This window comes from Nocardia sp. NPDC056952, from assembly GCF_042674185.1.
In the GTDB taxonomy this organism is placed as follows: Bacteria; Actinomycetota; Actinomycetes; order Mycobacteriales; family Mycobacteriaceae; genus Nocardia.
Genome location: NZ_JBHURA010000008.1, coordinates 192322 through 214919, shown reverse-complemented (window position 1 = coordinate 214919; position 22598 = coordinate 192322). Strand labels below are relative to the sequence as shown.

General features: G+C 67.7%; 18 protein-coding genes and 2 tRNA genes. 15 read left to right on the top strand and 5 right to left on the bottom strand.

Features of this window, described 5'->3' with window-relative positions; genetic code table 11:
• Positions 1–79: 79 nt before the first annotated feature.
• The 8 genes from ACFTS5_RS26055 to ACFTS5_RS26020 all read left to right on the top strand — a co-directional run bounded on the left by ACFTS5_RS26055 (position 80) and on the right by ACFTS5_RS26020 (position 7999).
• Positions 80–967, top strand: coding sequence for a DUF3105 domain-containing protein (locus tag ACFTS5_RS26055; protein WP_378635748.1), 888 nt, complete (start codon positions 80–82; stop codon positions 965–967).
• Positions 967–1689: a DUF305 domain-containing protein gene (locus tag ACFTS5_RS26050; protein WP_378635746.1), complete on the top strand. Its 723-nt coding sequence runs from the start codon at positions 967–969 to the stop codon at positions 1687–1689. Before ACFTS5_RS26055 ends, ACFTS5_RS26050 begins: the two co-directional genes overlap by 1 nt.
• Positions 1690–1802: 113 nt before the next feature.
• Positions 1803–1875 (top strand) — tRNA-Arg (locus ACFTS5_RS26045).
• Between the two features lie 359 nt (positions 1876–2234).
• On the top strand, positions 2235–2861 hold the full coding sequence (locus tag ACFTS5_RS26040; protein WP_378635744.1) for a hypothetical protein: 627 nt from the start codon (positions 2235–2237) through the stop codon (positions 2859–2861).
• 57 nt (positions 2862–2918) lie between these two features.
• Positions 2919–4274: a metallophosphoesterase gene (locus ACFTS5_RS26035; RefSeq protein ID WP_378635741.1), complete on the top strand. Its 1356-nt coding sequence runs from the start codon at positions 2919–2921 to the stop codon at positions 4272–4274.
• Positions 4275–4367: 93 nt separating this feature from the next.
• Positions 4368–5390 (top strand): iron ABC transporter substrate-binding protein, encoded by a 1023-nt coding sequence (locus ACFTS5_RS26030; protein ID WP_378635738.1) that lies wholly within the window; start codon positions 4368–4370, stop codon positions 5388–5390.
• Positions 5391–5405: 15 nt separating this feature from the next.
• Positions 5406–6944, top strand: a complete 1539-nt coding sequence (locus tag ACFTS5_RS26025) for an ABC transporter permease (RefSeq protein ID WP_378635736.1) — start codon at positions 5406–5408, stop codon at positions 6942–6944.
• Positions 6941–7999, top strand: coding sequence for an ABC transporter ATP-binding protein (locus ACFTS5_RS26020; protein WP_378635734.1), 1059 nt, complete (start codon positions 6941–6943; stop codon positions 7997–7999). Before ACFTS5_RS26025 ends, ACFTS5_RS26020 begins: the two co-directional genes overlap by 4 nt.
• Positions 8000–8103: 104 nt before the next feature.
• Here ACFTS5_RS26020 and ACFTS5_RS26015 read toward each other — a convergent pair whose 3' ends face one another.
• Positions 8104–9537, bottom strand: a complete 1434-nt coding sequence (locus ACFTS5_RS26015) for an RNA-guided endonuclease InsQ/TnpB family protein (protein ID WP_378635732.1) — start codon at positions 9535–9537, stop codon at positions 8104–8106.
• A 115-nt stretch (positions 9538–9652) separates the two neighbouring features.
• Between ACFTS5_RS26015 and ACFTS5_RS26010 the strand changes: the two genes are divergently transcribed.
• The 3 genes from ACFTS5_RS26010 (at position 9653) to ACFTS5_RS26000 (ending at position 11427) form a co-directional block, all read left to right on the top strand.
• Positions 9653–9723 (top strand) — tRNA-Cys (locus ACFTS5_RS26010).
• Positions 9724–9761: 38 nt separating this feature from the next.
• Positions 9762–10349 carry a MarR family winged helix-turn-helix transcriptional regulator gene (locus ACFTS5_RS26005; protein WP_378635730.1) on the top strand — a complete coding sequence of 196 codons (588 nt, stop codon included), beginning with the start codon at positions 9762–9764 and terminating at the stop codon, positions 10347–10349.
• Between the two features lie 25 nt (positions 10350–10374).
• A complete protein-coding gene (locus ACFTS5_RS26000) occupies positions 10375–11427 on the top strand; it encodes a hypothetical protein (RefSeq protein ID WP_378635728.1) in 1053 nt (350 codons plus the stop codon).
• Here ACFTS5_RS26000 and ACFTS5_RS25995 read toward each other — a convergent pair.
• Positions 11424–12218 carry an enoyl-CoA hydratase gene (locus tag ACFTS5_RS25995; protein WP_378635726.1) on the bottom strand — a complete coding sequence of 265 codons (795 nt, stop codon included), beginning with the start codon at positions 12216–12218 and terminating at the stop codon, positions 11424–11426. The genes ACFTS5_RS26000 and ACFTS5_RS25995 overlap by 4 nt on opposite strands.
• Before the next feature lie 140 nt (positions 12219–12358).
• Between ACFTS5_RS25995 and ACFTS5_RS25990 the strand changes: the two genes are divergently transcribed.
• Positions 12359–12910 (top strand): hypothetical protein, encoded by a 552-nt coding sequence (locus ACFTS5_RS25990; RefSeq protein WP_378635724.1) that lies wholly within the window; start codon positions 12359–12361, stop codon positions 12908–12910.
• A 32-nt stretch (positions 12911–12942) separates the two neighbouring features.
• On the opposite strand, the gene ACFTS5_RS25985 is transcribed toward ACFTS5_RS25990, so the two are convergent.
• A complete protein-coding gene (locus tag ACFTS5_RS25985) occupies positions 12943–13902 on the bottom strand; it encodes a DUF2157 domain-containing protein (protein WP_378635722.1) in 960 nt (319 codons plus the stop codon).
• Between the two features lie 135 nt (positions 13903–14037).
• Here ACFTS5_RS25985 and icmF point away from each other — a divergent pair, with 135 nt between their 5' ends.
• The 3 genes from icmF to ACFTS5_RS25970 all read left to right on the top strand — a co-directional run bounded on the left by icmF (position 14038) and on the right by ACFTS5_RS25970 (position 18857).
• On the top strand, positions 14038–17247 hold the full coding sequence (icmF, locus tag ACFTS5_RS25980; protein ID WP_378635720.1) for a fused isobutyryl-CoA mutase/GTPase IcmF: 3210 nt from the start codon (positions 14038–14040) through the stop codon (positions 17245–17247).
• An 81-nt stretch (positions 17248–17328) separates the two neighbouring features.
• Positions 17329–18396 (top strand): amidohydrolase family protein, encoded by a 1068-nt coding sequence (locus ACFTS5_RS25975; RefSeq protein ID WP_378635718.1) that lies wholly within the window; start codon positions 17329–17331, stop codon positions 18394–18396.
• Between the two features lie 53 nt (positions 18397–18449).
• Positions 18450–18857, top strand: a complete 408-nt coding sequence (locus ACFTS5_RS25970) for a DUF3224 domain-containing protein (RefSeq protein WP_378635715.1) — start codon at positions 18450–18452, stop codon at positions 18855–18857.
• Positions 18858–18894: 37 nt separating this feature from the next.
• Here the strand turns inward: ACFTS5_RS25970 and ACFTS5_RS25965 are convergent, their stop codons facing one another.
• Positions 18895–19644, bottom strand: coding sequence for an SWIM zinc finger family protein (locus tag ACFTS5_RS25965; protein WP_378635713.1), 750 nt, complete (start codon positions 19642–19644; stop codon positions 18895–18897).
• On the bottom strand, positions 19645–22518 hold the full coding sequence (locus ACFTS5_RS25960) for an SNF2-related protein (RefSeq protein ID WP_378635710.1): 2874 nt from the start codon (positions 22516–22518) through the stop codon (positions 19645–19647).
• Positions 22519–22598 lie beyond the last annotated feature (80 nt).

The following is a 22598-nucleotide window of genomic DNA, read 5'->3' as shown; positions in this document are numbered from 1 at the left end:
CCTATTGGCTGGGCCCCTTGCAACCACGACCGCCCGCCACGAACCCACCGATCCACACGTCGAAAGAGCACAACGAGCGATGCCTAGCAGGACCAGCGCCACATCAGCCAAGGCCGTGCGGGCCGCGGGGAAGTCGTCTCCGTCCCGCAAGACCCGCAAGGGCAACCTTCCGGGCAAGAAGCGCGACACCCCATGGGTGCTGCTCGGCGCGGGCGTCGCCATCGTCGCGCTGATCGGGCTGCTGGCCTACAGCCTGGTGCCCAAGTACATGGACCAGGCCGCGATCCGCGAAGCCCAGACCGACCTCAAGGAATGGGTCCCCTCCAAGGAGAACCAGGACCCGTCGGCGAAGATCGACGGCGTCGTGAAGTCGGAGTACCCGGCCGGTCTGCACGTGACCGCCAGCCAGCGCGTGGCCTACGACAAGGCCCCCGCCTTCGGTGGCCCGCACGACGGCGCATGGGCGAACTGCACGGGCACCGTGTACGCCAAGCCGATCCGCATGGAGAACGCGGTGCACTCGCTCGAGCACGGCGCGGTCTGGATCGCGTACAACCCCGACAAGGTCGACGCGGCCGGTGTCGAGAAGCTGTCGAACTTCGTCAAGGGCCGTCAGTACTCGCTGATGTCGCCGTACCCGGGTCTGGACTCGGCGATCTCGCTGCAGTCGTGGGGACACCAGCTCAAGCTGGACAACGCCGACGACGCGCGGATCAAGCAGTTCATCTCCGCCCTGCGCGAGAACCCCTACGCCTACCCCGAGGTCGGCGCGAGCTGCTCTAACCCGATCTTCGACGCGAACAACCCGCCGCCGTTCGACTCCTCGCCCTATGGTCCCGAAGCGGTCCCGATGGACGGCAAGGGCCTGACGCAGGACCAGACCGAACTCGGTGGCGGCGGCACGGGCTCGGGCATCCCCGGCCTGCCGAACATCCCGATGCCGGGCGGCCTGCCCGCGGGTCAGTAGTGAGCGCGGACGAGAGCGCGGTCGAACCCGACGACACCGCGCCCGAGTCGAGCGCGCGTCGCCCGGCCGGGGCGGTGCTCGTTCTCGGCGCGATCGGTCTGCTGCTGCTCGGCGCGGTGGCGGGCGTGCTGTTGCGGATGCCGCTGGAGAAGAACGCCGAACCGGAGCCGAGCGCGGTCGACATCGGTTTCAGTCAGGACATGTCGGCGCACCACGCTCAGGCCGTCGACATGGCCGGGGTGGCGCTGATCGCCTCGACCGACAACGACGTGCGTCGCCTCGCCTACGACATCCTGACCACTCAGCAGAACCAGATCGGCCGCATGCAGGCGTGGTTGCAGCTGTGGGGCGAGTCCAACCAGAACGTCGACGGCTACATGGGCTGGATGAGCGACGACCACGGCAACACCGGCCACCACGGCGGTTCCACCGCCGAGCCGGCGATGCCGGGCCCGATGCAGTCCATGCCCGGTATGGCGAGTCAGGAAGAGATGACCGCGCTGCGCCAGTCGACCGGCCCCGCGCTGGACACGATGTTCCTGCAACTGATGCTGCGCCATCACCAGGGCGGTGTCCCGATGCTCGACTACGCCGCCGAGCACGCCGACACCACCGCGGTCCGCACCCTGGCCGCCACGATGTCGAAAACCCAAGAGGGCGAATCGCAGCTGATGACCACCATGCTCGCCGCCCGCAACGCCACCCCCCTCCCCCTCAGCTGACAACCACGGCCGGACCGGCCCCAACCCCCGGTCCGGCACAGTTTTTGGCGCACCGCACTCGATGCGATACGCTGTCGCTGCCCGATCGCCTCACCGCGACCGGCATCTATCCCGCCCTCGTAGCTCAGGGGATAGAGCGTCTGCCTCCGGAGCAGAAGGCCGCAGGTTCGATTCCTGCCGAGGGCACCGAAGAAGGCCCCGACCGCTTGGTCGGGGCCTTTCTCGTTCGCGAACCAGGACGAGGTTCTGATCGGCCATTTCCGCCCCCGCCTCCGCGTATCCAGCCAAGTCCGCAGCGTCCGTCGACAAGGCGGTGGTCAAGATCGCGGCATAGTAGGGCGGAGTAGTTCCGCGGGCGAAGGGCAAGCCCTCACTCGACGCCGTCATGGCTTCATCTTCCCTCCACGAAGGCAGCCAACCCCGCGTGAGGTCGAGTGGAACGCGAAGGTTATGGTTCGCCTCGTTTGTTCGATATTCAGGTTTGATCTCGCACGGTTCCATAGGTTTTGGGGGTCAACGCCCCCGATGACATCAGGAGCGTTGCCATGACGAATCCGCCCGAGGGACAACAGCCTCCCTTCGGTCAGCAGCCGCCCGTCGATCCGGGGATGCCGTCCGGGCCGCCGGGGTATCCGCATGCGGGGTTCGGGGCCGGGGGGCCGCCGGGGCCCGAGTATCCGGGTGGGCCCGATGTGTTCGTGCCGCCGCCCGCGCCGAAGAAGAAGCGGACCGGGTTGTTCGTGGCGTTGGGGATCGTCGCGTTGGTGGTCGTCGGTGTGCTGGTGACGGGGGTCGTGCTCACGTTGCAGGGGCGTACGCCGTTGTCGTCGGACGAGAAGCAGATCGATGTCGCGGTGCGCGACTTCTACGACACACTCGATGCCGACGGTTTCATCGCCGCCGCGCAGCTGGCCTGCCAGGCGGATCGTACGGAGATCGACAATCTCACCCCCGAGCAGCGGGCGCAGTTCGAGCGGGCGACGGTGCAGGTGACGATCGACGAGGTCAAGGACATCGTCATCACCGGCGACGACGCGAAAGCGACGGTCACCGGTCAGCTGACGCTGTCGGTGGAGGGCGAGGAGCCCGATACCGAGTCGAGTACCGAGGAGCACCTCACCAAGGAAGACGGCACCTGGAAGATCTGCTCGGCACCGGCCAACAAACACTGACCGAACAGCCGGTGACGCCTCCCGGTATCGCCCTGAGCCGCCGTTACGCTCGACACCATGGGCTGCTGCGGAGCGTCGCGCCGAACCGTACTGGCCGCCGCGGCGGGCGCGGCGCTCGCCGCGGCGATACCGGGTTCCGGCGGGGCGCACGTCGATCCGCTGATCGCGCTCGATCTGGAAATCGTCACCGTGACCGATCGTGGCGTGGTGCTGACCTGGACCACGTTCGGTCTCGATCCGGGAGGCCGTCCGTTCCCGGTCCCCGCCGATACCGAAGTGCGCCTGGCCCCGGCGGATTCGCCCCGCGAGCCGGTCACCGTCTACCACGACGACTCCAGAACCCCGTTCCATCACGCCGAGATCGACGACCTCGAGCCCGGCCGCCCGTACCGATTCCAGGCCCTGTCCAACGGAATTCGCGCGCTCCCCGCCCCGACGCTCACCACGGCGGCACCCGGCGCTCCCGAAGCGCGTGGCGAATTCACCACGCTCACACCACCTCCCGGACGCCTGCTACACACCATCGCCCTGGCCAACGACGTGCACTACGGCGAAACGGTGAGCGGCATCGTGATCGCCGGTTTCCCACCCGGATACCAGAGTGACCCGCCCTATCCACGGTTCATGCTCGACGGCCTCCTCGCTGATATCAGCGCCCGCGACGCCTCGCTCCTGCTGTTGGCCGGCGACCTCACGAACGAGGCCACCGTCGACGAATCACGTTCTGTCCGAGCACATCTGGACACATGGGGGACTCTCGGCACCGATTACCTGGTCGCCCGCGGCAACCATGACCGCCCGCACGACTATCCCGACTGCGCCGACTGCTGGGGCGATCACTTCCTGCCCCGGCAGCAATTGACCGAACACCACCTCGGTGACCTGCGCATCCTCGGCCTCGACACCAGCGCCCCGGATGCCGCGGGCGGCACCGTGGACCGCCCGCAACTCGACGCCCTCACCGAAACGCTGCGCGCCGACCCGGACCGGCCGACCATCGTGTTCGGCCACCACCCCGTCACCGCCGAGGCGGGCTTCACCAATATCGGCGGCCCCGGCTTCATTCTCGACCGCGCGGTCGCCCTCGAACTACAGCGCCTCTACCAGCGGTCGCCGGGCGTGTTCCTGCACCACAGCGGTCACACCCACCGAACCAGGCGCACCCGGCCCGACCTGCCCTGCGCGGTGGAATTCCTGGAAGTCGGTGCGGTGAAGGAGTATCCGGGTGGTTACTGCCTGCTCCACGTCTACGAGGGCGGCTACCGGGTGAACTTCTACAAGACCCGATCCGAGGATGCCCGCCGCTGGAGCAGCCTGACTCGCGGCCAGTATTTCGGCACCGCACCGGACTATCTCCTCGGCACGATCGAGGACCGCAATCACGCCGTCACCCGGGATCTCTCCGGACTCTGATTCGCCGGTCGTCCGCATCCGCGCATGTCACGCGGGGTATCTTCCTTAGGCAAGCCTCATCATAGGATGGGGACCCTTGGTGGAAGGACGCGAATGACCTCGCGCAGTTGGAAACCTCTGGCCGGACTGATGGCGGTCGCCGTGGCGACACTCGGCCTGAGCGGCTGCTCCTCCTCCTCGGGCAGCGCCGACGAGATCACCGTCTACAACGCCCAGCACGAGTCGCTCACCAAGGAGTGGGTCGCGGCGTTCACCGAGGAGACCGGCATCAAGGTCACTCTGAGGCAGGGTGGTGACACCGCGCTGGGCAATCAGCTCGTCGCCGAGGGCGCCAACTCCCCCGCCGATGCCTTCCTCACCGAGAACTCCCCGGCCATGGCGCTGGTGGAGAACGCGGGCCTGTTCGCCGATGTCGACAAGGCCACCCTCGACCAGGTGCCGGAACGGTACCGTCCGTCGACCGGTAAGTGGACCGGAGTCGCCGCTCGCGCAACGGTTTTCGTCTACAACAAGGACAAGCTCAACACTGCGGGGCTGCCCGCCTCGCTGCTGGATCTCGCGCAGCCGCAGTGGCAGGGCCGATGGGCGGCGGGCACGTCCGGCGCCGACTTCCAGGCGATCGTGGCCGGTTTGCTCGCCCTGAAGGGCGAGGACGTCACTCGTGCCTGGCTGCGCGGCATGAAGGCCAACGCGACCAGCCTGCAGAACAATGTCGCGACCATGAAGGCGGTCAACGCGGGCAATCCCGACGGCGGCGTGATCTACCACTACTACTGGTACCGCGACCAGGCCAAGACCAAGGAGGGCAGCGCGAACACGGCGCTGCACTACTTCAAGAACCAGGACCCCGGCGCCTTCGTCAGCGTGTCGGGTGGCGGGGTGCTGAAGTCGAGCAAGAAGCAGGAGTCCGCGCAGAAGTTCCTGGCCTTCATCACCGCGAAGAAGGGCCAGGAGGTGCTGCGCGACGGCGATTCGATGGAGTACCCGGTGGCGAGCGATGTCGCCGCGAACCCCGCGCTGCCCCCGCTGGCCGACCTGCAGGCGCCGGCGATCGACCCGAGCAAGCTCGACGCGAAGAAGGTCACCCAGCTGATGACCGAGGCCGGGCTGCTCTAGGTGCGCACCACCCTCGTGAGGTCGGCACCCCGGGTCGGTCGGCCCGGGGTGTTCAGCACGCTCGTCGCGCTGGTGCTCACGGCGGCGACGTTCGTGCCGCTGGGCTATATCGTCTCGGTGCTGTTCGACACCGGGCTGAGCGAGGCTGCCGCGCTGGTGTTCCGACCCCGGGTAGGTGAGCTGCTGACGAACACGGCACTGCTGGTGGTGTGCACGGTGCCGGTCTGCGTGGTGCTCGGCATCGGGTCGGCCTGGCTCGTCGAGCGCACCGATGTGCCGGGACGGGCGTGGTGGGGGCCGGTGCTGGTCGCCCCGCTCGCGGTGCCCGCGTTCGTCAACAGTTATGGATGGGTAAGCGTTTTCCCGTCGATGCACGGGCTGTCGGCCGCGGTGATCGTGGCGACGATGTCGTATTTTCCGCTGGTGTACCTGCCGGTCGCGGCCACGCTGCGCCGACTCGATCCAGCGATCGAGGAATCGGCGCGTGCGCTGGGCTCGGGGCCGGTAGCTGTGTTCTGGCGAATTACGCTGCCGCAGTTGCGATTAGCGATTCTCGGCGGCGGCCTGCTGATCGGCCTGCATCTGCTCGCCGAATACGGCGCGTTCGTGATGTTGCGGTTCGACACCTTCACCACGGCGATCTTCGAGCAGTACCAGAGCAGTTTCGCCGGACCGGCGGGCAGCATGCTCGCGGGGGTGCTGGTGCTGTGCTGTCTGGCGCTGCTCGGTGGTGAGTCGCTGCTGCGCGGCGACGCGCGCTACGCCCGGCTGGGTGGTGGTGCGGCGCGGGCGGCGCGGCCGATCGCGTTGGGTGGGCTGCGGGTGCCATTGTTCGGGGTACTCGTGGCGGTGGTTGCCGGGTCGCTCGGCGTGCCGCTGTGGACGATCGGGCGCTGGCTGTGGCTGGGTGGTTCGGCGGTGTGGGATTCCGTGGAAATCGGTGCGGCGCTGAGCCAGACGATCGGCCTTGCGGCCGCGGCCGCGCTGGTCACCACGCTGTGCGCGTTCCCCGTCGCCTGGATCGCGGTGCGTTCGACGAGCACGTTCGCCCGGCTGATCGAGGGCGCCAACTACATCACCAGTTCGCTGCCCGGCATCGTGATCGCGCTCGCCCTGGTGACCGTCACCATTCGCTGGACACCGCCGCTGTACCAGACGGTGTCGCTGGTGGTGATCGCCTACGCGCTGATGTTCCTGCCCCGTGCACTGGTGAGCGTGCGAGCCGGGCTGGCGCAGGTCCCGGTCGGCCTCGAAGAGGTGTCGCGGTCACTGGGCGAATCGGCCTCGACCACCTTCTTCCGGGTCACCCTGCGGATGACGGCACCTACCGCCGCGTCGGCCGCCGCACTCGTCTTCGTCGCGGTATCAACAGAACTCACCGCGACGCTACTGCTGGCGCCCACCGGCACACGCACCCTGGCCATGCAGTTCTGGGCGAAGTCGGGCGAACTCGATTACGCGGCCGCGGCGCCGTACGCGTTGATCATGATCATCGCCGCCGTCCCGGTGACCTATCTGCTGTTCACCCAGTCACGAAAGGCGGCCGGGATATGAGTCGGCTTGTTGTCGAAGGTGTTTCGAAGAGTTTCGGTGGCACCACGGTGCTCGATCACATCGACCTCGACGTACCGAACGGCACGGCAACGGCGGTGGTCGGCGCGTCGGGCTGCGGCAAGACCACCTTGCTGCGGGTGATCGCCGGATTCGAGGGCCCGGATACAGGTTCGGTGCGGCTCGGCTCGGACACTGTTGTCCACCAAGGTATTTGTGTACCGCCGCAGCGCAGGAGAATCGGTTACGTGGCCCAGGACGGCGCCCTGTTCCCGCACCTGAGCGTCGCCGACAATATCGCCTACGGCCTGCACACCGGGCTGCGCGGCGCCGTCGACCGCCTGCGCCCACACCGCGACCGCCCCCGTGTCATCGAACTCCTGGCCATGGTCTCCCTCGACCCCGACTACGCCGACCGCAAACCCCATCAACTCTCCGGTGGCCAGCAACAGCGTGTCGCCCTGGCCCGCGCACTCGCCCGCAAACCGGATCTCATGCTGCTCGACGAGCCGTTCAGCGCCCTCGACACGGGCCTGCGCGCCACCACCCGACAGGCCGTGGCCGACACGCTGCGCGCCGCGGGCATGACCAGCATCCTGGTCACCCACGATCAGGAGGAAGCACTCAGCTTCGCCGAGCAGGTCGCCGTCATGCGCGCGGGGCGGTTCACCCAGGTCGGGCCGCCGCAGCAGGTCTACCACCGGCCCGCCGACCTGTTCACCGCCCGCTTCCTCGGGGACTGCGTGCTCCTCGACGCCCTCTGTGAAGCCGACACCGCCAAGTCGGTCCTCGGGCCCGTCCCGGTGCAGCCGGGCGCCCCCACCGGCGAAGTGACCCTGATGATTCGCCCCGAACAGCTCGCCGCCCAGGTGATCGCCGACGACGAACCGCATTCCGGTCACGTCACCGCCGTCGACTTCCGTGGCCCCGACGTGATCGTCACCATCGACCTCGCCGAGGGCGCGGGCACCGTCCGCGTCCGCCGCACCGGCATCGACGCGCCCGCCACCGGCAACCGCGTCCGCCTCACCGTCCACGGCCCCGCCGTCGCCTACTGACATTGTGATCACGCTGATCCCAACCCTCAGCGCGGCTGAGTGGTTTACAGCATGTCCGGAAACCAGAGAGTTTCCGGACACCGCCTTTCTCGGGCGTCGTCGGTTCACGCCACAATTGTTGCGTGAACGTCTGTTTCCGCGTCAATCGGAACGGTTTCACCAACACCCACAAAGTGTCGGTCAGCGCCTTCCCGTCGGCGGACATTGTTTACCCGGCCTCCTGCTCGGGGGTCCGGGGATCGCGAAAAGTCCTGTGCAATCGCCGGCCATTGGGCGAGGTTGATCGCCGCGTTATGGTCACGATCAGCACGAAATCCACACTTGCAGAGGAATACTCGATCCGCCAACGACAAGACGGGGTTGATCGCCCCACAGGCCGAGCACCGCTTACTCGATGGATACCAGCGATTCGCGAGGGTGACCGTGCCACCACGCCATGCCTGTTTATAAGTCAACAGCCGAGCGAAGTCAGACCATCCAGCATCGCTGATCGCGCGTGCCAAGCGATGGTTGCCTAGCATCCCCACCACGTTCAGGTCTTCGACAACAATCCGGTCGTGGGTTTTGACCAGCCTGTTAGCGATCTGATGGGTGAAGTGACGGCGAATATCGGCGACTCGATGGTGGTGGCGTCGCAGCCGGGCGGCTGCCTGTCTGTGGTTATGAGAGCCTTTCTGTTTCCGAGACAACGATTTCGCCAGACGGCGTTGCTGGGCAAGTTCAGTAGCCAAGGGCTTGGGAGCGGTGGCGACGCGCGCGACTTCGGCCCCGCCGGCGGTTGCCGCGACGGCGAAAACGGTCAACCCTCTGTCGATCCCGACCCAACCACCGTCATCGTGGTGTTCCCGCGGCCGGTGATGGTGAGCCGGGTGCAGATCGGATGCCTCTGCAGCCAGGCTGATCCACCATCGTCCCGCCCGGAAAGAGACGGTGGCGTAGAGGATCTTCGCCCGCCCTTTGGCGAGCATCCGCCGCAACCGGCGGGTGTCCTCGCGCACCCTGACCGCACCGATCCCTGGCAGGGTCACCGACCGTGCGATCAGGTCGTCACCGATTCGGATCGCCGTCCATCCTGTCCTGGCACATTTGTTGCGGATCCGAAACGCCGGGACAGTGTTGGTCTTTTTCTTGAATCGAGGAAACCCGATCCGCCTACCTGTGCGTTTACCCGTCCTGGAGTCCGAGAACGCGGCCAGGGCGCGACCGCAGTCGACGGCGGCTTCCTCGAAGACTTGTTGGCATACCTGGGTACGCCACGCCAACCCGGTCACGAGGACCTCGGCGACCCCGTCCGTGTCGACAGCGAAGACCCGTCCAGCGCCTTCGGACTTCTTCCAGGTGTTGAACGTGTTGATCAGATCGAACCGGGTCCACGGCACTGGATGTTCCCGAGAGATCTTGCGTTCGGTGAGCGCGACCTTCACAAAAGCCAGGCTTTGGTTGAACGCAAACCGAGCCGCACCGGCATGACGGGCGAGCACGACGGACTGCTCGACCGTGGGATCGAGGCAGTATCGAAAAGTCGTGTGACGGCTCATCACCGACGAGTGTGACACAGGCCACCGACATCAAGTTTCGCTGGATTGATCGTTGAGATCACGCTGATCCCAACCCTCGCCGCGAGCACCGGAGCACGGCACTATCAATGGCGAGGCGGGCGTGGCTGAGTGGTAAGGCAACGGTCTGCAAAGCCGTCTACGCGGGTTCAATTCCCGCCGCTCGCTCTGTGGGAAAGCGGCTGGGTCGTGGAATGATCGTTTTCATGTCACGGCCCAGACCGCTTTCCCAGGACCCTATCGCCGAGGCTTACCGGCAGTGGGTCGCCCACGGCTGGGAGTCGGTCGCCGATGGGATGGCCCTGGTGACCTCGCTGGTTCGGGCGCAGCAGATCGTGATGGCGCGCGTCGACGAGGCGCTCAAACCGTCCGGGCTGACGTTCTCCCGCTACGAACTCCTGCAGCTGCTCAGTTTCAGCCGCACCGGCGCGCTGCCGATGGCCAAGGCGAGTGCGCGTCTGCAGGTGCATCCGACGAGCGTGACCAATACCGTCGATCGGCTCGAAGCCGCGGGGCTGGTGGTCCGCGTCCCGCACCCCAGTGACCGACGGGCAACTCTCATCGAAATCACCAGCGCGGGAAGGAAATCCGTGGCCGAAGCCACGGCGGCACTGAACGCCGAGGTGTTCGCCGAACCCGGCCTGCCCGCCGACCAGGGCCGCGACCTGTTACGACTGCTGGCACAATTCCGTCACGACGCGGGCGATTTCGCGGTCGACGACCCGGAAAACCTCGCATTCCACGCGACCTGGCAATCGACCGGAGAATCTTCTGCCGATCCCCTTGGCAGCTAGCCCGAAAAGGTTCACGATGTAGCGCATGGTGCTGATCCTCGGGGTGTCGGCGGGCGCGGGTGGAGCCCGTGCGCTGCTGACCCATTCCGATCAGCCCCACATGCCGCCCATCGACCGGATCCACGTACCGCGCCGGGCGGGCGGATCGGTGGAGGAATCGGTACTCACCGCGATCCATCGCATGCGCGCCGCGGCCGCCGAACGCGACGAGTACATTTCCGGCACCGCGGTCACCTGCCGCAGCGAGTTACAGGCCGATGCGATCAGAGCGGCAGCGGGCCAGGCCGACTTCGCGATCGTCGACGAACCACTGGCCCAGTTACGCTATCTGCGTTTCAGCGGCCTGCTGCCCGCCACCGACTCGGTGATGCTCTACGACCTGGGCAATTCCGGTTTGACCATCACCCACGCCGATTGCCGTACCGAAACCATCCTCGCGGGCAAACGCAGCACCGTCATCAGCGGCAACGGCTACGACGCGCTGCTGCGCCGGCAACTCGCGCGCAGTGGCGTCTCGGCCGACGCGCACGCCAGCCGCGAACATCGGGAATCGTTGAGCCGCACCAGAGTTGTCACCGCCGCCGATGCCGACACCGGCGGCCGTGCCGTGCTCACCCGCAGCGATCTGGCCGCTCTCTGCGAAGCGGGACTGCATCATTCGGCGTCGTTCGTGCGCCTGCTGATCGAGGAGACCGGGGTGCAGCCGGGAGCGCTGGCACTACTGGGCGGCTGCACCCGCAACCCGAGCATGCGCGCGGATCTGGCCCGGCTGATCGGCCTGCCGATCGTGTACGACCCTGAGCCAGAATATGTTTCGGCGCGCGGCGCGGTGCTGCTGTGCGCCCGTCGCCCCTCGGCGCGGTTACGGATGCCGCGTGGAGGTGCGGGGGTCATCGGAGTGCCGCCGCGCCAGGGTCGCCGAAAACTTCTCGCGGCGGTCGCGGTGACGGCCACCCTCGGTGGCACGGTCGCCGGCCTGCTCAGCAACGACAACCCCTCGGCGCGGTCCCCTGAACAGGGCACCGCGCCGAGTACCGCGCACTTCATCGACGGTGCGCCGCGCTGGAAACCGAACTAGCGGTTGGTGAAGTTCGGCGGCCGCTTCTCGACGAAGGCGGCCATGCCTTCCTTCTGATCCTCGGTCGCGAACAGCGAATGGAACACCCGGCGTTCGAACAGCAGCCCCTCGGCGAGCGTGCTCTCGAACGAGCGGTTCACCGCTTCCTTGGCGACCATCGCGACCGGCAGCGACATCGACGCGATGGTCTGCGCGGCCTCCAGCGCGGTGTCGAGCAGTTCGTCGGCGGGCACGACCCGCGAGACGAGCCCGGAGCGCTCGGCTTCCTCGGCACCGATCATCCGGCCGGTCAGGATCAGATCCATCGCCTTGGCCTTGCCGATCGCGCGGGTGAGACGCTGCGAGCCGCCGATGCCGGGGATGACGCCGAGGGTGATCTCGGGCTGGCCGAACTTGGCGTTGTCGGCGGCGATCAGGATGTCGCACAGCATCGCCAGCTCACAGCCGCCACCGAGCGCGTACCCGGAGACGGCGGCGATGGTGGGCTTGCGGAAGTTGGCCAGGCGGTCCCAGCGGGCGAAATAGTCGGCCAGGAACATGTCCATGTACGACTTGGGCGCCATCTCCTTGATGTCGGCGCCCGCCGCGAAGGCCTTCGCCGAGCCGGTGATCACGACGGCGCCGATGGAATCATCGCGGTCGAGCTCGTCGAGCGCGGCGATGACGTCGTCGAGGACCTGGGCATTGAGAGCATTGAGTGCCTTGGGCCGGTTCAGGGTGATCCAGCCGACCCCGCCCTTACCGTCGGTGCCGCCCTTGCGCTCCAGCAGAATCGTCTCGAATTCGGTCACAGCCACCCTCTTGTCAATCAACGGTCACGGATGGTGCAGACCATACCGAGCCGCGCCGCTCTCCGGTGACCTGGATCTGAACTGTGGCACGCCGTCTGTGACGCATTCCACCGCGCCCGATTTGCGGCACAATCGTCGCCATGGGCAGCGACCACTTCGTGCGGATCACCCGCCTGCGCGCACTGATCGACCACGAGAACACCGGCGCGGGCGAGCGCGCCACCGCGGAGCGGATGCTGGACCGATTGCTCCGAAAAGCCGCGGACCACACTGCTTCGGGCGCCGCGCCGGACCGCGTCTACGGTTCGCGGCACCACCGTGCGGGCAGGCACGCGAGCACCGCCTCGATCGTGGAATCGGTCCGCGAAGACATCGCCTTCGCCCGCACTTTCGTCGCCGCGGGCGCGCCCGGCGAGGTCACCGTCCACAGCCCCCTCGCCGCGGCTCCCGCCGAGCTCACCGTGGCCGTGACGACCCCGTTCGCCGACCAGATCGTCGTCACCATCACCGACATACCCCCCGCGTGGGGCTGGGAACCCGACGAATTCGACCGCATCACCGCCACCGAGGACCTGCGCCGGCTCGCCGACGAGCTCGCCGAGATCATCGACAGCTACAACCACGACGGCGCCGATGTGGGTCCCCGCTTCTTCCGCACGATCCGCGCCCAGGAAACCACCCTGATCCGCTGACCTGAACCGACCCGCCCGAGGCCCACCGCAGGTCATCGCTGCTTGCCGACCACGACCACCACCCCCGCGGTGAGCACCAGCGCGCCGATCCCCAACACCACGCAGGCGACGACCGGCCCACCAGCGGTGTAGTCGGCCACCACCTGCACGACCGCGATCGCGATCCCCGCCGCCCCACCGAGCACCAGCACGGCGTCGCGGCGCAGCACGTACAGCACGAAGCAGAGCACCCCGATCAGCGCGGTCAGGCAGGGCCGCCACAGCGATTCGCCGAACGTCACCGATTGCGCCCCGATCACCGCGATCACCCCGCCGAGGACATATCCGGCCCATTCGGCCACCAGCAGGCGAGCCGACGCGAGTCCGAACCACAGCGCACCGAATGCCATCAGCGCGATCCCCTGCCACGGCGACCGGACATCGAACAGCTCCGAGGTGACGCTCAGAATGCTCGCGACACCGAAGCAGGCCACCGCGACCGTTCCGAGCACGCTCGGCACCAGCAGATATCCGAGAACGGCGGTGAACAGTCCCGCGATCGAGGCCGCGACGGCCGTCGCGTCGCCATGATGCCCGTCGAACGCCGTCGCCACCGCACCGGTCACCGCCACCGCCGCCAGCACGAGCAGCACCGCCGCCAGCCGCACCCGCCCCGCCGACGCGATCGGCACCCGGCGGAACACGCCCACACATCCTTCGGCCAGTACCACCGCTCCCCACATCGCGCACCCGGCGACCACCACCAGCAACACCACCCGCCCCGATTGCGCCACCTGCGCCCACGCCTTGTCGATGAACAGCCCCAAACCCGCGGCTACCAGCGCGGCCCCCAGGTACGTCACGATCTCGGCGGCCACCCGTCCCCCGCTCGCGCGCCCGGCCCGCTCCTGCTCGTCGACCGCCCGTAGCACCGCTCCCCGCTGCTCCCCACTGATCACCGCGGACGCCACCAGTCGCTCCAACGCCACATCCACCCGGTGCTCGCGAACCATCCGTCGAGTATGTCGACCTGCGGTGATGATTCCGCCGCAAGCCGGGCGGGGCGTTTCGCGGCCAAGTGACGCGGTTCACAGTAGAATTACTTTGATGTCCTAGTATCGGGCGATCTATCAATGGCGGAGGCAGTCATGAGCCTGCATGTTCCGGTGAATCCCGTGCGCTTCGTGACCTCGGCGGCACTGTTCGACGGGCACGACGCGGCGATCAACATCATGCGGCGGATTCTGCAGGCACAGGGCGCCGAGGTGATCCATCTCGGGCACAACCGGTCGGTACGCGAGATCGTCGACGCGGTGATCGAGGAAGACGTGCAGGGCGTCGCGGTGAGCTCGTATCAGGGTGGGCACATCGAGTTCTTCGAATACCTGGCGCGGGCACTGCGCGAGGCGGGCGCCGGTGAGGTGCGGATCTTCGGCGGTGGCGGCGGGGTGATCGTCGCCGAGGAGATCGAGCGACTCGCGGCGAGCGGCGTGCGGATCTTCTCCCCCGAGGACGGCCAGCGCCTCGGCCTGCCGGGCATGATCAACGAACTGATCCAGCTCTGCGATGTCGACCCCGCGCGCACCGCCCCCGATCTCGACGCGCTCTACACCGGCGATCGAAACGCCCTGGCGCGCACCATCACCTGCCTGCAGCAGGGCTCGCTGCCCGAATCCGATCGGGCGGCGATCCTCGCGGCCGCGACCACACGGCGTGTTCCCGTGCTCGGCATCACGGGCACCGGCGGGTCCGGAAAGTCCTCCCTCACCGATGAATTGGTGCGCAGGCTCCGCACCGACCAGCAGGACAAGCTGCGCATCGCCGTGCTCGCGGTGGACCCGACCCGCAGGCGAGCCGGCGGCGCCCTGCTCGGTGACCGGATCCGGATGAACGCCCTCGACGGCGATCACGTGTATTTCCGGTCACTGGCCACCCGTGGCAATCACGAACTGCCCGACGATATCGACGCCATGATCGCCGCCTGCCGGGCCGCCGGTCACGACCTGGTCATCCTCGAGACCCCCGGCATCGGACAGGGCGACGCGGGCATCGTCGACCACGTGGACGTGGCGCTGTATGTGATGACGCCGGAGTTCGGCGCCGCGTCCCAGCTCGAGAAGATCGACATGCTCGACTACGCCGATGTCGTCGCGATCAACAAGTACGAGCGCCGTGGCGCGGCCGACGCGGTCCGCGATGTGGCGCGCCAATTGATCCGCAACCGTGCGGAATTCGGCGCGAGCCCCGCTGACATGCCAGTCTTCGGCACCAGCGCGGCGACGTTCGACGACGACGGGGTCACCGCCCTGTACCAGCACCTCACCGGCCTGCTCACCGAACACGGCCTGACGCTCGAGCCCGGCGTCCTGCCCCGCGTCGACACCTCGGTCTCCACCCGCTTCGCCCAGCTCGTGCCCCCGTCACGGGTCCGGTATCTGGCCGACATCGCCGACACGGTCCGCGGTTATCACGCCGACACCCAGCGCGAAGCCGCTGCCGCCCAACGGATTCAACGACTGGCACTGGTACACGACGAGCTCCCCGACGACACGGCCGTCACCGACCTGCTCACACAGGCCCGTCCCGCCCTCTCCGCGGCCTCGACCGCGGCACTGGCCGAATGGCCGGCGGTCGCGGAGAGCTACCGCGGCGACGAACAGGTGGTGCGTATCCGCGACCGCGAACTGCGCACGCCGCTGCGCCGCGAATCCCTGTCCGGGACCAGCATTCCCCGTGTGGCCCTCCCCCGCTGCACCGACGACGGCGACCTCCTGCGTTTTCTGCGCGCCGAGAACCTGCCCGGCCGATTCCCGTTCACCGCGGGCGTTTTCCCGTTCAAACGCGAGAACGAGGACCCCGCCAGGATGTTCGCGGGTGAGGGTGATCCGGCCCGCACCAACCGGCGATTCAAGGTCCTCAACGCCCATGCCGAAGCCACCCGCCTGTCCACCGCGTTCGACTCCGTCACCCTCTACGGCCACGACCCGGCCGAACGCCCCGACATCTACGGCAAGGTCGGCACCTCGGGAGTCTCGGTGGCCACCGTCGAGGACATGCGCACCCTGTTCGACGGTTTCGATCTCGGCGCCCCGACCACCTCGGTCTCGATGACCATCAACGGCCCCGCCCCGACCATCCTGGCCTTCTTCCTCAACACCGCGATCGATCAGGCGCTGCAGCGCTTCTCCGATGCCGAAGGGCGCGAACCGACATCGGCGGAAGCCGCCGATATCCGGGCACGCACGCTGTCGACCGTGCGCGGCACGGTGCAGGCCGACATCCTCAAGGAGGACCAAGGCCAGAACACCTGCCTGTTCTCCACCGAATTCAGCCTGCGCATGATGGCCGACGTCCAGGAATGGTTCGTACGCAACGACGTCCGGAACTTCTATTCGGTCTCGATTTCGGGATATCACATCGCCGAGGCAGGCGCGAATCCCATCAGCCAGCTCGCTTTCACCCTCGCCAACGGATTCACCTATGTGGAGACCTACCTCGCGCGCGGGCTGGCGATCGACGACTTCGCCCCGAATCTGTCGTTCTTCTTCTCCAATGGCATGGATCCCGAGTACACGGTGATCGGCCGGGTGGCCCGCCGGATCTGGGCGATCGCGATGCGCGACCGGTACGGTGCGGGCGAACGCGCCCAGAAACTCAAGTACCACGTGCAGACCTCGGGTCGATCACTACACGCGCAGGAAATGCAGTTCAACGACATTCGCACCACCCTGCAGGCGCTGATCGCCGTCTACGACAATTGCAACAGCCTGCACACCAATGCCTTCGACGAGGCGGTGACCACCCCGACCGAGGATTCGGTGCGCCGCGCGCTGGCGATTCAGCTCATCATCGCCAAAGAATGGGGCCTCGCCGTCAACGAGAATCCGCTCCAGGGCAGTTTCATCGTCGACGAACTCACCGATCTCGTCGAAGAGGCCGTGCTGGTCGAATTCGAGCGGATCAGCGAACGCGGCGGAGTGCTCGGCGCGATGGAGACCGGCTATCAGCGCGGCCGCATCCAGGACGAGTCGATGCGTTACGAGCAGCGCAAACACGACGGATCTCTGCCGATCGTGGGGGTGAACACCTTCCGCGGCCGCGACGACGGCGCCGAACACGCCCCGCTGGAACTGGCTCGCGGCACCGAAACCGAACGCCGCTCCCAGCTGGACCGGCTGCACAGTTTCCAGGCTGATCACGCCGAGGAATCCCATCGCGCGCTGGCGCGGCTGACCGAGGTAGCGCACACCGACGGAAATATTTTCGAAGTACTCATGGACGCGGCGCGGGTGTGCACATTGCAGCAGGTCACCGATGCCTTCTTCGCGGTGGGCGGACAGTATCGGCGCACTGTGTGAACCGCGTAATCCGTCGCGGCGCGCCGTTGGCGTGTGACAATCGCCGTGAGCTCTGCCAGCGGCGGCGATGGGACGCACAGCATGGATCTGACCGACTTCGACATCATCGATGCCCATATTCACCAGTGGGATCCGCATGCCACCCCACGCGAGTTCAGCAAGCTCGCGAAATTGATGCGCTATCTGCCTTTACCGGTCGATATCGCGGCGAAGCTGGCCCCGCTGCGTGACCGCCAATTCGTCGGCGAGCCCAGCGCCTACCTCCAGCCTTATCTGCCCGCCGACTACCGCGCGGACCGGGGAAATACGCCGGTCGAATCCGTGGTGGAAATCGAGGTGCAGTGGACGGGCTGGAAGCCCGACGAGACGCGCTGGGTGGCGAGCCTGCCGTTCGGTGTCGACACGCCCGCCTTGGCCACGATCATCGGCTCGGCCGACCCCGCCGGCGCGGATTTCGGCGCGGTGCTCGATGCGCATCAGTCCGCGTCGCCGCTGTTCCGTGGTATCCGGACGATGGTCGCCCACCACCCCGATCCCGCCGTGAAGTCCTTCGCCGCCCACGACGGCGCACTCACCGCCCCGGCGTTCCTGCACGGCTTCGGGCAGCTCGCCGAGCGTGGGCTCTCGTTCGACGCCTGGGTGTACTCGGGGCAGCTCCCCGAGGTGACGGCGCTGGCCGAACGGTTCCCCGAGGTACCGATCGTGCTCGATCATCTGGGGACGCCCGCGGGCATCTTCGGGCCGGTCGGCAAGGACACCGGGCACACCGCCGGACAGCGGGAGGTCCTGTTCGATCAGTGGCGCGAGGACCTCACCGATCTGGCCGCGCAGCCCAACGTGGTGGCCAAGGTGAGCGGGCTGATGATGCCGGTGCTCGGACATCCGGTGCCACGACGCGGTGCTCCGACACCTGTCCCCACACTGCTGAGACGGGTGGGGCCGCTGCTGGCGCACGCGCTGGCGGTGTTCGGCGCCGACCGGCTGATCTGGGGGTCGAACTTTCCGGTCGACAAGCCGATCACGAGCCTCGGCGGCGCGGCCGAGACCGTGGCCACCGCGCTGAGCGAGGCGGGCGCGAGCACCGACGACCTGCGGAAGGTGTTCGGCGGCAATGCCGTCCGGTTCTACCGGATCGAACCCACCGCGTGAATCGCCGCGTCCACGAGCCGGTTTCTGTCGGTGGCCGGGTTTAGCATCGGCGCATGAAAGCCATCGGCACCTTCGAGGTCACCGCGTTCGATCCCACCGAGCTGACGCCGCAGCCGCCCATCGTCACCGGGATGCCGGTCGGCATCTCGACCATGACGAAGGCCTACGCGGGCGAGATCGAAGGGCTCTCGGCCACGCTGTTCACCGCCGCCTTCGACATGAGCACCGGCGCGGGCACCTATCTCGCGATGGAGTCCTTCGAGGGTGCGCTGAACGGCAAGGCCGGTGCGTTCAACTTCGTCCACTCCGCCACCACCGGTGGTACCGACCGCACCGACGAGTTCTTCCACATCGTCCCCCGCAGCGGCACCGGGGAACTGACCGGCATCGCCGGTACCGGCGCGCTGTACGTGGATGCCGAAGGCGGACACCATATCTGGTTCGAGTACGAGCTGGGCTGATGCCAGGTCCAACAGCAGACCGGGCCGAGCCGTCGACTCAGTCGTCGAATTCGGTATAGAGCGAGCGCAATTCGCGTAAACCGGTTGCCGCGGTCGGTTCGTCCTCGGCCGACATCCGCAGCGCGCGACGCAGCGGAATCGCGTCGAGGTCGTCGATGACGGCGTGGAATTCGACGCGGGGCAGCTCGGGTAGGACCAGCTCGTCGCCGTAGGGGTCGTCGGAATCGGCGGTGCGCGAGGACTTCTCGACACCGCCGATGAGGGTGTCGAGGTCGAGCCCTCGCAGGGTGAGGATCTCGCTGGGCTGCTCGTCCAGGCGCTCGGCGAGCAGATAGCAGACCGCCGCCACGTGCTTGCACGGCCAGCCCATGTCCGGGCAGCTGCAGGCGAAGTCCAGTTCGGAGGCCGTGGTCGGCAGTAGGTGCGGGCCGAGCGCGGGTGGGAGCGCGCCCGAGGCGATCTCGGCCAGCATGCCGGGCGCCTCCCTGATCTCGGCGAGCAGCAGGTCCACCTCGTCCTCGCGCAGCGGCCGGATCGACAGCACCGAGGTGAACGGGCTCGGTTGGCTGCCCTGCACCTCCGCGGTCACCGCGCCGCGTTCGATCCGGTAGTTCACCACCTGCCCGACCCTGGCGTAGGTGCGTCCGCGCGAGAGCCTGCCCGCGTCGGCGACCTTCTCCACCGCGTCGAGCAGCGACTTGCCCCACCAGGTCCGGCCGAAACCGCCGCGAGCCTGGGCACCGCCGCGCACCGGTTTGCGCGGACCGAACTGGCTGAAGTCGGCCATCTACTCACCCACCGCCTCGGCGCCGAGGGTGAACAGCTCGCGCAGTTCGTCGGTGCTCATCTCGGTGATCCAGTTCTCGCCCGCGCCGACCGCCAGATCGGCCAATTGCTTCTTCCCGTTGATCATTTCGTCGATCCGCTCTTCGATGGTGTCGACGCACACCAGCTTGCGGACCTGCACCGCGCGCTGCTGGCCGATCCGGAACGCGCGATCGGTGGCCTGGTTCTCGACGGCCGGATTCCACCAGCGGTCCAGGTGGATCACGTGATTGGCGGCGGTGAGGTTCAGCCCGGTGCCGCCCGCTTTGAGCGAGAGCAACATCAGCGGCGGGCCGTTCTCCCCTTGGAAGCCGGTCACCATATCGTCGCGGCGCTGCTTGGCCACGCCGCCGTGCAAGAACGGGATCGGGGTGCCGAACCGTTCGGTGAGGTAGGGCTGGATCAGGTCGCCGAACTCACGGAACTGGGTGAAGAGCAGGGCCTTCTCGCCGTCGGCGAGCACCGCGTCGAGCACGTCCTCGACCAGCGCCAGCTTGCCGGAGCGGTGGCCGCCGCGTCGCAGGATCGGCGAACCGTCGCCCAGATAGTGCGCGGGGTGGTTGCAGACCTGTTTGAGGCGGGTCAGCGCGCCGAGCACAGCGCCCTTGCGCGCCATGCCCTTCGCGTCTTTGAGTTTCTCCAGCATGTCGTCGACGACGGCCTGGTAGAGGGCGGCCTGTTCGACGGTGAGGTTGGCCCGCACCGTCATCTCCAGCTTCTCCGGCAGGTCGCTGATCACCGCCGGATCGGTTTTGAGCCTGCGCAGCACGAACGGATCGGTGATCAGGCGCAGCCGATCGATGGCCTGCTGATCGCGTTCGCGCTCGATCGGCACCGCGAACTTGGCGCGGAACGATTGCGGGCTGCCGAGCAGTCTCGGCATGGCGAAGTCGAACAGCGCCCGCAGTTCTTCCAGCCGGTTCTCGACCGGAGTTCCGGTGAGCGCCAGCCGATGTCGCGCGGTGAGCGCCCTGGCCGCACGCGCCTGCCGGGTCACCGCGTTCTTGATGTGCTGGGCTTCGTCGAGCACGATCCGCTCCCACTGCTGTTCGTTCAGCAGCGTGATATCGCGGGCGAGCAGTGCGTAGGTGGTGATCACCAGATCCGAATCAGCCACCGCCGCAGCGAATTCCGAGCCCTGGAGCCGACCTGGACCGTGATGCACGAGCACCCGGAGATCTGGCGCGAACCGTTGCGTCTCCCGCTGCCAGTTGCCGACCACCGACATCGGACACACCAGCAGCGTCGGTCCGACCCACGCCGCGGCGTCGTAGGTCGCGAGAGCGGCGAGCTCGTCGACCACCGCGGGCTGCGTCTTCTCACGCGCCACGGCAGCTGCGCCGACCTCGCGCTCGTGTACGAGCAGCGCCAGCACCTGCACAGTCTTGCCGAGGCCCATGTCGTCGGCCAGGATCGCGCCGCAGTTCAGCCTGCTCATCGTGGCCAGCCAGCTCAGGCCACGTTCCTGGTAGGGCCGTAGCTGGGCTTTCAGGCCGACCGGAACCGGAACCGGCTCGGGTTCGCTTTCCCTGGCGAACAATTCGGCCGCCCAGCCATCGGCGGTGACCTCGGTGACCGGGACATTGTCGACCCGCTCGGCGGCGAGTTCACCGATCATGTCGGCCAGGGTGATCGGGCTGTCGTCGGCATGCTGCGCGACATAGCGGGCAGCGGCGGCCAGTGCTCGATGGTCGGCCTGCACCCACTCGCCGCGCAGCTGGACCAGGTCGGATTTGCTGCTGATCAGCCGTTCCATCTCGGCCTGGGTGAGCACCAGATCGCCGAGCGCCAACTCCCACCGGTAGGAGAGCAGGCCGCTGAGGCCGACGGTGGATTCGGCGGCGGCGGGACTGCTCACGCGCAATCGCATGCTCGGTTCGGCGATGTTCCAGGCCCGTGGCAGGAGCAGCCGAATACCGGCTTCCTGCAAGGCATGTGCACCGTGGGCCACCAGGTCGGCCACCACCTCGGTGGGGAGCAGCAGGTCGAGGCCGCGCGGATCGGTGGGGAGGTCGCGCAGGCGCGGGTAGGCCTTGCGCGCCTGGCCGAGTTTCTCCGCCGCCGTGCGTACGAGCACCGGATCATCTTCGAAGACAACGGGTTTGGGTGCGCCGTCGACCGGGCGCAGGCACACCTGCAGTCGCCACAGCGCCACCGATTCGTCGGCCGTGCCGAATTCGCCGTCGGGTTCGCACAGGCGCAACACCAGTTCCGGCTCATCGGCGGCATAGCCTTCCCGCCACTGCGTCAGCGTTTCCGACAGGCGGTAGGAGCCGGCGTCCAACGGGGTGTCGGCGACCAGCGCGGCCAGCAGCGGGTGCGTCATCGTGCGGTGCGCGAGATATTCGCGGGCGATCGGGTCGGTGAGATGTGCGCACAGGTCGTCGAGCACGGCGGCGGGCGGGCCCGCCACCCGCAGCGCCGACGGCATCGCGGCGGCCAGCTCGGCCAGCCACGCTCGTTGACGTTGTCCGCCGACAAGCCGCCAGCGCACCCACCACTGGCCGTCGGCCCGCTCGATCTGGGGCACCACGCGCCCGGCCCGCACCCACCGTTCGATGCCGCGCGCGACGTGCGCGAGGAACCGCAGATCGCCGGAGATGTGCTCGCGCGGCAGTCGGCTGCGCAGCACAACGGCCGCCGTCGGTGGCGCGAGCGCGTGCGCGCGCACCTCGGCGGTCCCGGACTGTCCCTCGGCATCGACGACGAGCACCTGGGCCCGGTGCCGGAACCTCGCGCGATCCAGGATGTCGCCGAGCACCGACCCCACGGCGACCGGCTCCGCGTCGTGCCACAGCAGTAGGCCCGATTCGGGGGACCACAGACCGTGCAGCATGAGCTCCATCCAAGCAGGCGGCACCGACACCGATCACGGCCGCCATACCCCTGGATTTCTCGCCGCAACGAGAACATAAT